The following is a 15,293-nucleotide window of genomic DNA, read 5'->3' as shown; positions in this document are numbered from 1 at the left end:
TTTAAAGCGGTTAGCTACTACTTTGGTTTAAACGGTGATAGTTCTGCTTGCACCCTATCGATGAGATGCTTATGTTGTGCGTTGTATGATGTATGACATTAATTATTGGCTAATTAAGGGCGTTTGCTCACGCTATGGTCAACGCATTTATAAATGAGGGTGCAAAGTGAAATCTTCTAAAGAACAAGTGGTACAAGCAATCGGCGATGGTCTTTTATCTTTTCCCATCACCGATTTTGATAGCCAGGGAAAATTCGATAAAGAGAGCTATCGAAAGCGCCTGGAGTGGTTTATCAGCCACGATATTTCCGCTGTTTTCGTCGCCGGTGGTACGGGTGAGTTCTTCAATCTGACGCTAGATGAATTCCGCGAAGTGGTCGCGCTGGCAGTGGAAGTTGTAGATGGCAAGATACCGGTTATCGCCAGCGCGGGCCTGAGCGTTGAAAGCGGCAAAGCATTTGCCGCAGCCGCCGAAGAAGTAGGCGCTGATGGTATCCTGCTGATGCCGCCGTACCTGACTGAGTGCCCTCAGGATGGTTTGGTTGAATACGCTCGCCAGATCTGTGACTCAACTGAGCTTAACGTTATCTACTATAACCGTGGTAACGGCATATTAAACGCCGATTCGGTTGTCAAACTCGCCGAGCAGTGCCCGAACCTAGTTGGCCTAAAGGACGGTAAGGGCGATATGCAGGCGCTCAACAAAATCGTCAAAACTGTTGGCGATCGCTTGGTCTATATCGGTGGTGTACCCACTGCTGAGATCTTCGCCGAAGCCTACCTCGCCATCGGAGTTAATACCTATTCATCTGCGGTATTCAATTTCGTGCCTGACATGGCGGTGAAGTTCTATAAGGAACTACGCAAGGGTAACCGCGAAGTCGTTAAACAGATTACCAATGACTTCTTTATTCCCTTCGTTGACCTCAGAGATCGAAAATCAGGCTATGCCGTTGGTCTGATCAAAGCAGGCGCTAACATTATTGGTCGATCCGCAGGCGATGTTCGCGCGCCACTCACGATGCCAACCAAAGAGGAGTGTCAGGAGCTCGAACAACTGATCAATCGCGTTAAGCAGTAATCAGTGACTTATTAATACGCTACTCACTCATTAAACCGCTGAGCTATAACAATTCAATAACGAGCAAAAGAGGTGAAAGCATGATCGTTTCCAACAAGTTAATGACCAGTGTCGGTACCGCAGCCCTGATGGCAGCATTGAGTGTCAGCTCCGGTGTTGCCATGGCACAAGATGGCCCATTGCGCGGTAATATCCGCGTGGTTATTGGTTCAACGTCGACTGGTGGTGACACTTACCAGAACTCTGCCATTGTGGTGGATCAGTTAGCTGAAAAGCTTGATCTCAATATGAAGGTAGATGCGGTGGGTGCAAGCTCTGCTTTTCGCACCCTTGACCGCGATTCCCGCGGGAACACCCTGATGATCTTCCACGACCAGTCCTATCTTGGCCACCTTTATGGCGTGGAAGGCTACGACGATATTTTCGAGAAATATACCGTCGGGCCGACGATTGCTATCAACCCAGGCAATGCCTACCTGGTACCGAAAGATTCGCCCTACCAAACCCTTGACGACATTATCGCTGCCGTAGGCGATGGCGAGACGGTGCGTGTGGCTATCCAACCAGGTGGTGTTTCGGAGATTGGTTTCAGTGCTCTGAAAAATGCTATCTCCATTGAGCACCCGGGGCAGGAAGATAATCTGGTCGCTATTAATACCGGCTCTCAGTCTGACAAAAACCAGCAGCTTTTCGACGGTCAAGCTGATGTGATTAATGGCACTGTGCAGGCCAACGAACAGTACACCCGTTTGCCAGAAGATGATCAAAAGGCCATGCGCTTTGTCTGGTTGACTGCGCGTCAAGATACTATTGAACAGGCTCCGGAAGAGGGGCTTGGTCAAACATCTCGCGAGCAGCTACTTGAGTACGTAGAGCCGAACGTGCACGTCACCATGGGTGATGATGAGAGTTTCGTGTTCGATAAAGAGTTCTTCTTCCTCTACAACAAAGACATGGATCCGGCGATTGTTGAGCAAATCGACGAGGCGCTAGCGGAGATTTACGCAGAAGGTGAAATACAGGAAATTCAGAAGAACGCCTTCTTTATTCCTGACTTTAAGCCCTCCGATGAAGCTTCCGAGTATCTTGCCGAGAAAATGGCGCGTTACGAAGAAATCATCAACAACATCAAGTAAGTGGTATGGCATCAGCTGCTTTCGCAGCTGGTGCCTCTCCTATACCTGAGTCGCTATAGAACAATGGTAAGCAGGATGCCCTGCTGCTTATGCCCGGAGCTGTTATGGAATCAGGTCTATCAAGTTTGCTAAGTGTCTCCATCGATTTCGAGACCTCCCATCTGTTCTTCCCGAAAGTTATTAACTGGCTCATGGCGGGACTCTTTGTCTTGATTCTAGTGACGAAGGTAGCTCCCTTTATGGCCGCAGTAAAACGGGGAGAGCGCACGCTGCCCATTGTGGGTGAGGCAAGAGATAATTTCCGTTTCTTCGGAACCCTCGCCCTAATCGCGGCATATTTTTATCTGATGGCAGTGGTAGGCAACATGTTTCCCTACACAGGCTATGGTTTCCTAATAGTTTCAATAGTTTTCTTGTTTCTTATGTCACTGCTTTATTTACATGACTGGAGAAAGAAGACCATTACCATCCTGGTAATCAATGCCATCGTTGCACCTAGTCTGGCCTGGTTCATTCTCGCCAAGCTGTTCACTATCACCCTACCGTGACCGGAGCGAGTGCTGCTATGGAATTTCTCGCATTTCTTGACGTAACCTTCTTTTTACTCGCTGGTCTCGGCGCCCTGGTCGGTATCATTTTTGGCGCTATTCCCGGTATGACCGCCACCATGGCGGTGGCAGTTTGTCTGCCGCTGACCTATGCACTTGGGCTACATCACGGTTTAGCACTGCTGCTTGGCCTCTATGTGGGTGGTATCTCTGGTGGGATGGTGCCAGCGGTTTTGCTTAACATTCCCGGTACACCGTCTTCAATCACGACCACCTTTGATGGTTACCCCATGGCCCAAAAAGGTGAGGGGGAGAAAGCGCTAAAAATATGCGTTGTAGCCTCCGTTGTCGGTGGGCTTATCAGCGCCGCAGTGCTGTTCTTGTTTGCGCCGATGCTGGCAGATTTCTCGATCAAATTCTCTTACGTGGAGAAATTTTTGATCATCTTGCTAGCGTTAAGTGTCATTGCATCGCTCTCCAGCAGCATGCTGATTGGTATCTTTAGTGGCGTCATCGGCATTTGGTTGAGCCTAATCGGTGACTACGGTATTTCCGATGGCGGTAACGGCAAAACCCGCCTGATGTTCGATTTCATGGAACCTTACTTGTTTGAAGGGTTTTCGCTGCTGCCGGTACTGATCGGGGTATTTGGTATTTCCACCATTCTGCTTGAGGCTGAAAAGGGCGCGAAGAGTGGATTGGTCAACGAGCGCATTAAACTGAGCAAGGGAGGCTTCTTTTCGTTCTCGATTTTTAAGGGGCGCCTGACCAATCTGGTGCGTTCTTCCTTTATCGGTACCTTCGTGGGCATGTTGCCTGGGGTCGGTGGCAGCGCGGCCTCCGTGCTGGCGTATACCCAAGAGAAAAACCTGACGCGTGATTCTTCGCAAATGGGTAAAGGGGCGCCCCAGGGGCTTATTGCCTCAGAGTCGGCCAATAATGCGCTGACCGGCGGCGCGTTGATTCCACTGCTATCGCTGGGTATTCCTGGTGACTCCACGACGGCGGTTCTGATTGGTGCCTTCACGCTACAGGGAATTCAGGTAGGGCCACTATTTATCCCTGAGAATGCCGACACTTGGTACGTCATGATGACGGCTCTGGTGTTCGCCAATATCGTGATGTTCTTCTTAATGTTCTTTGCCATTAAGTACATCGCTAAAGTGGTGATGGTGCCCAAGCATATTCTCTTCCCCATCATTGTAATGATGTGTGTAGTGGGGGCCTATGCCATCAACTACGGGATTATGTTTGACGTCTGGACGCTGCTTATTTTCGGTGTTTTAGGCTATCTGGTGCAGAAAATCGGGCTCGAAGTTGCGCCACTGATTATCGGTTTTATTCTGGGCGGACAAGCTGAGGTCTACTTCGTTAAAAGTCTGGAATCGTTTGGCACTTACTCTATCTTTTTCACCAAAAGTCCTATCGCGCTGGTGCTCTGGGGGTTGATTTTGGCTTCGGTGGTGTTCGCGATCGTTATGGGTCTAAAGTCCCGCGCCCGAGAGAAGATGGAGCTGTCACAGGTGACTGGCAGTACACACACATTGGCAGGAAAGGGTCATGACACAAACAAAGACTAATGCGCGCGTGATTCGAGTACATCCCAGCGATAACGTTGCCATTGTGGTTGAGCAGGGTGGCCTTGAGGAAGGCTCTGTCATAGAAGGCGGTGTCACCACCACTATGGCTATTCCGCAGGGGCATAAGGTGGCCCTTGCAGATCTGGCGGAGGGTGAGCGAATCATTCGTTACGGTGAGGTTATCGGCACGGCGGCCACGCCTATTTCTCAGGGCGGGCACGTCAGCGAGACTAATTTGCACATGCCGATACCGCCTGCGCTTGAGGATCTACCACTGGCTACCCGGCCAGCACCGGAAACTGAGCCGCTTGAGGGTTATACCTTCGAGGGGTTTCGCAACGCTAACGGCAGCGTAGGTACCAAAAATGTGTTGGGTATCACCACTAGTGTGCAGTGCGTTGCCGGTACCGTCGACTTCGTCGTACAGCGAATCAAACGCGAACTGCTGCCGCGATTTCCCAACGTGGATGATGTGGTGGGGCTTAATCACTCTTATGGTTGTGGGGTCGCCATTAATGCGCCGGCGGCTATTGTGCCCATTCGAACGCTTAAAAATATCGCCCTGAATCCCAATTTTGGCAACGAGATCATGATCATCGGCTTGGGTTGCGAGAAGCTGCAACCCTCCACCTTGCTTGCCGATCAACCGGTGAAAATTTACGAAAACACCGAGGCGGCCGACCCTGATGCCAACGTGCTGAGCCTTCAGGATGAATCCTTCCAAGGCTTCGGCGAGATGGTCGAGGGTATTCTAGCCATGGCCGAACGCCACCTTGAGCGACTCAATCGCCGTCAACGCGAAACCTGTCCTGCTTCCGAGCTAGTGGTAGGCATGCAGTGTGGCGGCAGCGATGCCTTTTCCGGCGTGACGGCAAATCCTGCAGTAGGTTTTGCAACCGATTTGATTGTGCGGGCTGGCGGTAGCGTGATGTTCTCGGAGGTCACCGAGGTGCGCGATGCCATACATCTGCTGACCCCGCGTGCTATTGACGAAGACGTGGGTAGAGCACTGATTGAGCAGATGGCGTGGTACGACAACTACTTGGCGCAAGGCCAGGCAGACCGTAGCGCCAACACCTCACCGGGCAATAAGAAGGGTGGGCTTTCCAATATCGTCGAGAAGGCGCTGGGCTCGGTGATCAAGTCGGGTAACTCGCCGATTGTCGATGTCATCGGTCCCGGTGAACGGCTACGCCGCAAGGGGCTGACCTTTGCCGCTACCCCGGCCAGCGACTTCATCTGTGGCACGCTCCAGTTGGCGGCGGGTATGAACTTACAGGTGTTCACCACAGGCCGCGGCACACCTTATGGGCTAGCCATGGTGCCGGTGCTGAAAGTTTCCACTAACTCGGCGCTGGGAAGGCGTTGGCACGACATTATCGATCTCGATGCAGGGCGTATCGCCACCGGCGAGGCCAGCATCGAGACGGTGGGCTGGGAGCTTTTTCATCTGATTCTCGACGTGGCAAGTGGGCGTCAACAGGCCGCGGCTGACCGACTTGGTATCCATAACGATCTGGTGCTGTTCAATCCGGCACCCGTGACATAACCCTCCGGGTTAACCCCCTGTAGGCTGATTATTTAAGAGGCGAGAGCAATATGTTTCCCAAGATTAAATCCATGCGTATTGTACCAGTAGCTGGCTATGATGGTTTTCTGCTCAATCTGAGCGGCGGCCATGCCCCCTGGTTCATCCGCTGTGTGCTAATTCTCGAAGATGACGCCGGAAACAAAGGGGTCGGAGAGATCCCTTCAAGCGATGGCATTATGAAAGGATTAGAGCAGTGCCGCTCGCTTATCGAAGGTTCGCAAGTCAATAACGTTAAGCAGACGCTGAATCATGCGCGCCAGGTTTTGGCCCGCAATGGTCGCGAAGAGCGCGGTCGCCAGACCTTCGATCTGCGCGTGGCGGTTCACGTGATCACTGCCATTGAGTCGGCGCTGTTTGATCTGTTCGGTCAAGCGTTGGGTATGCCAGTGGCCGATCTGCTGGGTCAATACGGTCGCCAGCGCGATGAAGTCGAAGCGCTCGGGTATCTCTTCTTGCTGGGTGATCCAGCAAAAACCGACCTGCCGTACCCAAAGGCCGAGAACCCCAAGAATGCCTGGGATGAAGTGCGCTATAAAGAAGCGCTCACCCCGGACGCCGTGGCCAACTTGGCAAAAGCTGCCTATGATCGCTATGGCTTCAAGGACTTCAAACTTAAGGGCGGCGTGCTGCGCGGTGAGGAAGAGGCCGACTGCATTCGTGCGCTCCATGAAGCTTTCCCCGAAGCGCGCTTGACCCTCGACCCTAACGGTGCCTGGAAGCTCGATGAAGCAGTACGTGTACTCGACCCGATCAAGCACCTGCTAAGCTACGCTGAAGACCCTTGCGGTCAAGAGGAGAGCTACTCGGGTCGCGAGACCATGGCTGAGTTCAAAAAACGCACCGGCCTGCCTACAGCAACCAACATGATTGCGACTGATTTCAAGCAATTACAGTACGCTGTGCAGCTTAATTCCGTCGATATCCCCCTGGCGGACTGTCACTTCTGGACCATGCAGGGTGCCGTGATGGTAGGGGAACTGTGCAACGAGTGGGGCATGACCTGGGGTTCACACAGTAACAACCACTTCGACATTTCCCTGGCAATGATGACCCATGTGGCCGCTGCCTGCCCTGGCCAAATCACCGCCATCGATACCCACTGGATCTGGCAGGACGGCCAGCGGATCACCAAGGAGCCGTTCCAGATTCGTGACGGTAAACTGACCGTGCCCAAGACGCCGGGGTTAGGAGTGGAGCTGGATGAGGAGAAGCTGAAAGAAGCGCACGCGCTTTACAAGAGCCTTGACGTGACTCAGCGCAATGATGCCATGGCGATGCAGTATTTAATTGCTGGTTGGGAATTTGATCCTAAACGTCCTGCGCTCGTTCGTTAGAGTTTTTCCTTAATAACTGAGGGTTTAAGATAAACGTATTCTCTTTAGAGGGATGTTTCCAAACGAGTCATTACCCGACTTTGGTCTAGTTTGCACATCTCTCTATTGTCGTGTGGGAAGAAACACACTAAGTTTCAAGTTGTATGATGTATTACATAGAGTTCTAAAGCATGATCTTGAGTAACTGAGTGCGATTTATCGTATGTCTGTTCATAAGCTGATTACAGGCATTTGTGGGCAATTAAATATTGCTTAAAAACGCATACCAAGACCTCTTATAAGCGTATGCACCAAGGAGTAGACATAATGCACAAAAACAACAAATTCTCGCTGACCCTAGCCGCTGTCGTTGCGCTATCCTCGCTATCTGGAGCAGCGATTGCTGACTATCCTGAGCGCGATATTCGCGTCATTGTGCCCTGGGGAGCCGGCGGTGGTACCGATGGAATCGTCCGTAAACTGACCACCATCGCGGAAGACAGCCTCGATGTTTCCATGTACGCAGAAAACATCGAGGGTGGCGTGAGTGCCACCGGTATTGGGCAGCTTATGAGCGCCCGGCCCGACGGCTATACCATCGGCGCATTAACCTACGACAGCCTAGTCACCGTGCCTTGGCAAGCCATGCTGCCCAGTTACGATATTGATAAATTGAAGCTGATTGCGCGGGTGACCAGCGAGCCAGACGCTATCGTCGTTGACGCCGATTCGGACTATCAAACGATTCATGACCTTATCGAAGCGGCTAAGGCAAATCCCGGTGAGATTCGCGTTGCCATTCAGAATCTTGGCGGGCGTATCCATCTGGCGATCCTGCAGCTTCAAGAGTTGACCGATACAGAGTTCAGAATTGTCTCTTATCCCGGTGGTGCCGCCCCCCAGAAAGAAGCCATTCTGTCTGATGAAGTCGATGTTGCCCTCACCAGTCTGGGCGATTTTTCCAACCTTCTGGAAGATGGCACCGTACGCGGTCTCGTTGAGTTCTCTGACACGCAAAACCCGACGTATCCCGATGTGCCTACCACCGCTGACGAGGGGATCGACCTCCAGATTGGCAGCTTTATTGTGTTTGCCGCACCAGCAGACACCCCGGAAGAAGCCATTAACGTACTGGAAAGCGCTTACAAAACGGCGTACGACAGCGATGAGTTTCAAGAGTGGGTGGCTAACGTTGGGGTAACGCCGAACTGGCTGGGTACCGATGAGGTGACTGCCTGGGCTGATGAAACGGCCGAGTCACTGTTCAGCGAAATGGATGCGCTGGTAGAAGCAGGCGTGATGTCCAAGTAATTCGCCACTCAAAGAGCGTGGCGCCGGTTACCGGTGCCATGGCTAACTCAAGCAGAGGATTTTGAGTCAATGAACAATGTCGAACGTTTTAGAAGGTCGGCAGTACTGTTTCCAGCCTTCCTGCTGATATTGACCACGATCTACCTGGCAGAAGCCTTGAGCATACGCTCCCAGTTTGGTGGCGACACCATTGTGGGGCCGCGCTTCATGCCTATCCTTATGGCGTTCATCATGTATGCAGCGCTGATAGTTGTAATCGTAGGGGAGTGGCGCAAAGAAGCAGAGGCGGCCGCTGGTGGCTCTCTGCTAAGGCCATTGCTGATTGTGGTGGCGACAGGCATCTACATCGCCTTGTTTCGTCCCTTAGGATATGTGCCCGCTACGCTGGGTTTCCTGGTAGCACTCTTCCTTATTTTTGACTTTGAGAAACAGCGCCCTGCCTTCTTTGTATTTTATGTGATCGCCGTCACAGCGCTCTTTTATGGGTTGTTTGCGGGTATTTTCGGGGTGCGGCTGCCTCCTGTGTTAGGAGGGTTCTGATGGAGACGTTTGTTAGCTTTTTGGGCGGTTTTGAAGCGCTGTTGAGCTGGGAGGTGCTTGGTTTCATGATTGCCGGCTTCTTGATTGGTACCTTTTTCGGTGCGATGCCAGGCCTTACCTCTGTACTGGCGATAGCCCTGCTATTACCGATTACTTACACGATTGACGTTGTGCCAGCGCTGGTTATGTGCGCCTCAATCTTTATGGCGGGCATGTACTCCGGCAGCATTACGGCCACCACCATCAATATTCCAGGTGCGCCGTCCTCAATGATGACCGCCGTGGAAGGCAACGCCTTGATGTTAAAAGGGCAGGGTGCCAATGCGCTGGGTCACGCGGCGCTGGGCTCGATGATTGGTGGGGCAATCGGCGCGTTACTGCTCATGGCGTTCATGCCCATTGCCGGTGAGCTGGCGCTGCTGATCCGCACCCCAGGGAAGTTCTCACTGGTGCTTTTTGCGTTGGTGGTGATCATCATTGTCGATAAGGGCGCTATCGCTAAGGGCATTGTCGCTACGACGCTGGGCATCATGCTGGCTACAGTAGGCATTGATGTACTTCAGCCGATTCCACGCTTTGAGTTCGGTACCGAACTACTGGTCGAAGGTATTGGCTTAATGCCAGTGGTGATCGGAGCTTTTGCGGTCAGTGAGCTGCTGGTTCAGGCGCAGAACTGGAACCTTTCTCTTGACGGCACTCTTAAGCGAGCGAAGGGCTTAAAAATACGTCGGCGCGATTTTATTCCCCCTTGGTCTGAAATCCGTGAAGTGGGCTTCTTTACCTATATTAAGAGTGCCTTCATTGGTTATGCGATTGGCATTCTACCCGGCGCGGGTGGCTCGATGGCCGCTTTTGTGGCTTATGCTGATGCCAAACGTGGTTCGAAGAAGCCCGAGGAGTATGGTAACGGCAGCCGAGAGGGTATTGCCGCGGCGGAGTCAGCGAACAACTCCATGTGCGGCGGTGCCTTCGTGCCAATGCTGATGTTCGGGATCCCGGGCGATCCAACCACGGCTATTGTATTGGGTGTTTTGGTTATCAATGGCCTACAGCCAGGGCCCCGGCTAATTGAGCAGCAGGCTGACCTGATTGCACCCATGTTTGCCTCGTTGTTTGTGAGTGCTTTGATCCTCATACCGCTGACGCTATTCCTGTTTGGGCCGTACTTTATTCGCATCGTCTCAATCTCTCGCGGCTTACTCTATAGCTCAATCGCCGTGGTAGCGCTCGTTGGCAGCTACGTGGCCACTTACTCAATTTTTCAAATGTTTCTGGCGCTGATGTTCGGCGTGCTGGCCTTCTTCCTGCGTAAGCATAACTACTCTGTAGTGGCCATGCTGCTGGGCTTTATTCTAGGGCCGGATCTGGAGCAGTATTTGCGACGTTCCTTGTCGTTCAATGACGGTAACCCGATCGTCTTTTTGACGAGTATGGACAGTCTGTTCTTCCTAGTATTGACCGTTGTATTTGCCTATCTGATTCTGCGTAAGAAGCCGAAGCTCGACGCCATTCCCTAGCTTGCACACAACCGGATTGGTTACCGTTACTCGATATGCGCCTCCAGTGCTGCTCATCACGAACGGCTGGGGGCGCTCTTCTCTGCCATTAGGATGCCGACATGACAACAACAAATCGCCCAAAACCGCGTACTGGGGGAAAAGTGCTAGTTGACCAGCTTCTTATACACGGTGCCGATAGTGGCTACTGTGTGCCTGGGGAGAGCTATCTGGAAGTGCTTGATGCGCTTTATGATCAGCGTGAGCATTTTACCCTCTACAATGCGCGGCACGAGGCCGGAGCGGCGAATATGGCCGAAGCTTATGGCAAGCTGACAGGGCGCCCCGGGATCTGCCTGGTGACACGCGGCCCTGGCGCCTGCCATGCCGCTATCGGTGTACATATTGCTCAGCAGGACTCGACACCCATGATTCTTTTGGTCGGTCAGGTCGACCGTAACTCTATGGATCGTGAGGCGTTTCAGGAAATCGACTACCGGGTGATGTTCGGCGGTGTCGCCAAATGGGTCGCCCAGATTGAGGATGCACGTCGAATTCCCGAATACATGGCGCGCGCCTTCCGGGTAGCGACGTCAGGCCGCCCAGGCCCGGTGGTGCTGGCACTACCTGAGGATATGCTAACCGATATCGTCGAAGTCGAAGACGCTGAACCCTATTCACCGTCAAGGCCTGGTGTTGCCGTGGAGGAGGTCGAGAAAATCGCTGCCCTGGTCTCCCGTGCCGAGCGTCCGATGATGTTGGTAGGTGGATCGGGCTGGACGGATGAGTCCTGTGTGCAGATACGCGCCTTCGCTGAAACTAACGGCATTCCCGTAGCCTGCTCATTTCGCCGTCAGGATATAGTGGACAATGCCTCGGAATGCTACGTTGGTGATTTCGGTACTGCTGTAGTGCCGTCACTGATTAAGCGCCTTGCCGAGGCAGACCTGCTGCTGGTCCTCGGTGCCCGGCTCGGCGAGATGACTACCCGAACTTATACTACGCTGACGTCTCCTACTCCCAGCCAGACGCTGATACACGTGCATATTGACCCGGATGAGATAGGTCGTGTGTTTAGCCCGGCGCTGGGCGTTGTTTCGGCCCCTGATAAGCTGGCTGCAGCGTTAGCAGCTCACGATTGGGGGCAGCGCAGCCGCTGGAGTGAGTGGTGCAAAACACTTCGCGATGAGTATCTTGCCGATATTTTGCCTCCGCCACATGATTACCCGCTCGATATGGGCGCGGCAGTGCATGCGTTACGCGATAGCTTGCCGAAGGAGTGTATTGTCACTCTGGACGCCGGAAACCATACCGGGTGGGCGCAGCGCTTTCTGGCCTACCAGCGCCCCGGCCGGATCATTGGTTCAACCTGCGGAGCGATGGGGTATTCGGTACCTGCCGCCGTGGCGGCTTCTTTACGTGAGCCCGATAAGTGTGTGCTGGCGTTTGTCGGCGATGGCGGCTTTATGATGAGCGGTGTCGAGATCGCTACCGCCGTGCAGCATGGCGGGCGGCCCATCGTGCTGCTATTTAACAACGGTACTTACGGCACGATTCGCATGCACCAGGAGCGTGAACATCCTCACCGTGTCTCGGGAACCGACCTGGTGAATCCCGACTTTGGCCAATTGGCAGCAGGGCTTGGCGCGCATTTCGAACGTGTTAGCGATACGGCCGGTTTCAAGCCCGCCCTGGAGCGGGCCATGGCCTCGGGTCGCCCCGCCGTGATAGAACTCGTGACTGACCCCGAGCGGATTTCGACGCGCACCACCGTTACGGCGCTGCGCTCAGCTAAAGCTCGTTCATGAATAGACCCGTTCATGAAGAAACCCATTAATAAAGAAATCAGTCTTTAAAAAAGGGGGCGGGGACAACAATCTTGTTTTCCTGGCTGATTAGATAACCCGCCTCGGCACTTTTCTTGAGATAGGCGGCCCACTCTGGGTCGCTCTGCATAGCGGCGCGCCGCTGGCTACGGTCAGCGGCATCTTTGAACACCCAGATATGTACATAGGAATTCACATTGCCGGTTTCGACCGGGCCGTACAGCAAAGGCTCACCAAGGTGACGCTTTTGGATGGCCCAGCCATGCTCTTCGTAGAGCGCCATCTGTTTCTTCAACGTGCCAGGTATGCAGGTATAGGTACGGTGGTCATACAGCATGGTGATACTCCTTGATGATTAGACAGCCTCGGTAACAGGGAGGTGAGTCGGCAAGGCTGTGGGGAATCCAGAGTGTTAACGAGCGTGGATTTAGGGCAGTAGGCATAGCAGATAGACTCTGCATTAGCGTTTAATTTAAGACCACAGGTAGCTCGATCAATTTGCATTATTCAAACCAGATTAGGAGGTTACGCTCTATCTCGTTGTGCCTCATCGCCTTTCGTGTTGTCTTTAATGACATGTTGTATTACATCATACAGTACTGCAATAAAAATTCGCCAAATCGTGACATCATCAATGGCTTGGTTCTATCGGGAGGTAGTACGTAACCGCAATTTTGATGTCCATATTTCTACCTGCTGGCAGCTGCAACTTTGGTTTAAATTACGTTAGTTCTGCTTGCTTTGCATGTCCCTTAACCCTACCTTACATTTTGTATGATGTATTACATAGGGTACTTGCCAGTTGGTTAAGCGAACCTGCTCAGCGAACGGGCATTTATAGCGAGGGCGCAACGTGACGTTTTCAAGAGAAGCAATAACGAATGCCATCGGCGATGGCTTGCTGTCGTTCCCCATCACGGACTTCGATAGTCAGGGCCGTTTTGATGAAGCGAGCTATCGCAAGCGGCTTGAGTGGTTCATTAGCCACGAGATTTCTGCGGTCTTTGTCGCGGGTGGAACGGGGGAGTTTTTCAGTCTTTCTCTAGAGGAATATCGCGAAATTGTTCGCGTGGCGGTCGAGGTGATTGACGGACGTTTGCCGGTTATTGCCAGTGCTGGCTTAAGCGTAGAGACAGGCAAAGCCTTTGCAAAAGCGGCTGAAGAGGCGGGCGCCGATGGCATTCTGTTGATGCCACCTTACCTGACAGAGTGCCCACAGGATGGCTTAGTCGAGTATGCACGCCAAATTTGTGATGCCACCTCAATCAACGTGATTTATTACAACCGTGGCAATGGCATTTTGAATGCCTCATCGGTTCAGCAACTGGCCGATCATTGCCCTAATTTAGTGGGGCTGAAAGATGGCAAAGGCGATATTCAGGCGTTAAATAAAATCGTCAAAACCGTTGGCGACAGATTGGTGTATATCGGTGGCGTGCCAACGGCTGAGATTTTTGCTGAAGCTTATGTCTCTATTGGCGTGAATACATACTCTTCTGCCGTTTTCAACTTCGTACCGGAAATGGCGGTAACGTTTTACAAGGAGTTACGCAAAGGTAATAAAGACGTCGTGAAACAGATCACTAACGACTTTTTTATTCCTTTCGTGGATCTCAGGGACCGAAAAGCAGGTTACGCCGTTAGCTTGATCAAAGCCGGTGCGGGCATTATTGGCCGACCTGCAGGCAGTGTACGCGCTCCGCTGGCAATGCCCACTAAAGATGAGTGCCAGCAGCTTGAAGCGCTTATCAATGTAGCAAAGAAGTATTAATCCGCTCTAACTATCACTAATAGTTAGTAAGTAATTGCCAATAATAAGAGGAAGTTATACATGCGCACACACAATAACTGCATGAGTGCCATCACTATGAAAACCAGCTCTTTAAAAGCTATCCTGCCTACCGCTAGCGTAATGGCACTCATGGCGTTGGCACTGCCTGCCCAAGCTGACAACTGGCGTGGCTGGAATATTCACCCTGACGGTTATCCTAATACTGTGGCGTTAGAGGAGTTTGCTGAAGCTGTTGCAGAGCAAACAGAAGGCCGCGTCACGCCTCGCGTATATAACAATGCTGTACTAGGCGATCAATCAGACGCGATTGAGCAGACCCGCAACGGGGCGCTGGATTTTGCCAATTTCAATATGGGACCGATGGGCCCCATCGTGTCAGAAACCAATGTGTTCTCGTTGCCCTTCCTATTCAATGACGTAGAGCATATGCATACGGTAATGGACGGTGAAATTGGCGAGCGCTTTGCCGATGCCTTAGAAGATAAAGGTTTGGTGGTTCTTTCATGGTTCGATTCGGGTGCCCGCAGCATTTATAACACCCAGCGGCCCATTAAAACCCCTGAAGATGTCGAAGGCTTAAAGATTCGGGTAATGAATAACGATCTTTACGTCGATATGATCGCCGCCATGGGCGGTAATGCCACGCCGATGTCTTACGGTGAAGTTTATCAAAGCTTAACCACCGGCGTGCTCGATGGGGCTGAAAATAACTATCCCTCTTTTGAGTCAAGCAACCACTATGAAGCAACGGGTTACTACTCGTTAACCGAGCACCTGATTATTCCCGAATGCTTGTGTGTCGCTAAGTCCAGCTGGGAAGAACTTTCACCAGAGGATCAGGACATTGTTCGTGAAGTAGCCGAAGAAGCTTCCAAACGTCAGCGTGAGCTATGGGTAGAAAGCTCTGAAAAAAGTCGCCAAATCGTTCTTGATCACGGCGTGGAAATTAATGAAGTTGACGATAAAGCTGCCTTCCAAGCACTGATGGAACCCATGTATGAGGAGTTTATTGCTAATAACCCTGGCACAGGTGAGCTAATCGAAGAAATTCGCGCCACCGAGTAAAAATATCATCCACA

At 52.2% G+C, this 15,293-nt stretch carries 13 protein-coding genes; 12 read left to right on the top strand and 1 reads right to left on the bottom strand.

The window, feature by feature from the left end:
- Positions 1 to 166 precede the first annotated feature (166 nt).
- The 10 genes from kdgD (QT230_RS03815) (at position 167) to QT230_RS03770 (ending at position 12,404) form a co-directional block, all read left to right on the top strand.
- A complete protein-coding gene (gene kdgD / locus QT230_RS03815; RefSeq protein ID WP_308320225.1) occupies positions 167 to 1,081 on the top strand; it encodes a 5-dehydro-4-deoxyglucarate dehydratase in 915 nt (304 codons plus the stop codon).
- An 80-nt stretch (positions 1,082 to 1,161) separates the two neighbouring features.
- Positions 1,162 to 2,217, top strand: a complete 1,056-nt coding sequence (locus tag QT230_RS03810; protein ID WP_308320223.1) for an ABC transporter substrate-binding protein — start codon at positions 1,162 to 1,164, stop codon at positions 2,215 to 2,217.
- 104 nt (positions 2,218 to 2,321) lie between these two features.
- Positions 2,322 to 2,765, top strand: a complete 444-nt coding sequence (locus tag QT230_RS03805; RefSeq protein ID WP_308320221.1) for a tripartite tricarboxylate transporter TctB family protein — start codon at positions 2,322 to 2,324, stop codon at positions 2,763 to 2,765.
- A gap of 17 nt (positions 2,766 to 2,782) precedes the next feature.
- Positions 2,783 to 4,345, top strand: coding sequence for a tripartite tricarboxylate transporter permease (locus QT230_RS03800; RefSeq protein ID WP_308320220.1), 1,563 nt, complete (start codon positions 2,783 to 2,785; stop codon positions 4,343 to 4,345).
- Positions 4,326 to 5,894, top strand: coding sequence for a galactarate dehydratase (gene garD / locus QT230_RS03795; protein WP_308320218.1), 1,569 nt, complete (start codon positions 4,326 to 4,328; stop codon positions 5,892 to 5,894). Before QT230_RS03800 ends, garD begins: the two co-directional genes overlap by 20 nt.
- Before the next feature lie 50 nt (positions 5,895 to 5,944).
- The gene (locus QT230_RS03790) at positions 5,945 to 7,270 is read left to right on the top strand and encodes an enolase C-terminal domain-like protein (RefSeq protein WP_308320216.1); all 1,326 of its coding nucleotides are present in this window, start codon (positions 5,945 to 5,947) and stop codon (positions 7,268 to 7,270) included.
- Between the two features lie 306 nt (positions 7,271 to 7,576).
- The gene (locus tag QT230_RS03785) at positions 7,577 to 8,560 is read left to right on the top strand and encodes a tripartite tricarboxylate transporter substrate binding protein (RefSeq protein WP_308320214.1); all 984 of its coding nucleotides are present in this window, start codon (positions 7,577 to 7,579) and stop codon (positions 8,558 to 8,560) included.
- A 69-nt stretch (positions 8,561 to 8,629) separates the two neighbouring features.
- Positions 8,630 to 9,100, top strand: coding sequence for a tripartite tricarboxylate transporter TctB family protein (locus QT230_RS03780; RefSeq protein WP_308320212.1), 471 nt, complete (start codon positions 8,630 to 8,632; stop codon positions 9,098 to 9,100).
- A complete protein-coding gene (locus QT230_RS03775; protein WP_308320210.1) occupies positions 9,100 to 10,617 on the top strand; it encodes a tripartite tricarboxylate transporter permease in 1,518 nt (505 codons plus the stop codon). The genes QT230_RS03780 and QT230_RS03775 overlap by 1 nt, the downstream gene beginning before the upstream one ends.
- A gap of 101 nt (positions 10,618 to 10,718) precedes the next feature.
- Positions 10,719 to 12,404 carry a thiamine pyrophosphate-binding protein gene (locus QT230_RS03770; protein ID WP_308320208.1) on the top strand — a complete coding sequence of 562 codons (1,686 nt, stop codon included), beginning with the start codon at positions 10,719 to 10,721 and terminating at the stop codon, positions 12,402 to 12,404.
- A gap of 37 nt (positions 12,405 to 12,441) precedes the next feature.
- Here the strand turns inward: QT230_RS03770 and QT230_RS03765 are convergent, their stop codons facing one another.
- On the bottom strand, positions 12,442 to 12,759 hold the full coding sequence (locus QT230_RS03765; protein ID WP_308320206.1) for an NIPSNAP family protein: 318 nt from the start codon (positions 12,757 to 12,759) through the stop codon (positions 12,442 to 12,444).
- A 516-nt stretch (positions 12,760 to 13,275) separates the two neighbouring features.
- Between QT230_RS03765 and kdgD (QT230_RS03760) the strand changes: the two genes are divergently transcribed.
- On the top strand, positions 13,276 to 14,193 hold the full coding sequence (gene kdgD / locus QT230_RS03760; protein ID WP_308320204.1) for a 5-dehydro-4-deoxyglucarate dehydratase: 918 nt from the start codon (positions 13,276 to 13,278) through the stop codon (positions 14,191 to 14,193).
- Positions 14,194 to 14,253: 60 nt separating this feature from the next.
- Complete coding sequence (locus QT230_RS03755; protein ID WP_374694439.1) at positions 14,254 to 15,279, top strand: TRAP transporter substrate-binding protein; 1,026 nt, start codon at positions 14,254 to 14,256, stop codon at positions 15,277 to 15,279.
- Positions 15,280 to 15,293 lie beyond the last annotated feature (14 nt).

Source organism: Halomonas sp. SpR8, from assembly GCF_031010195.1.
GTDB lineage: Bacteria > Pseudomonadota > Gammaproteobacteria > Pseudomonadales > Halomonadaceae > Vreelandella.
This window is presented reverse-complemented; position numbering and strand designations above follow the sequence as displayed.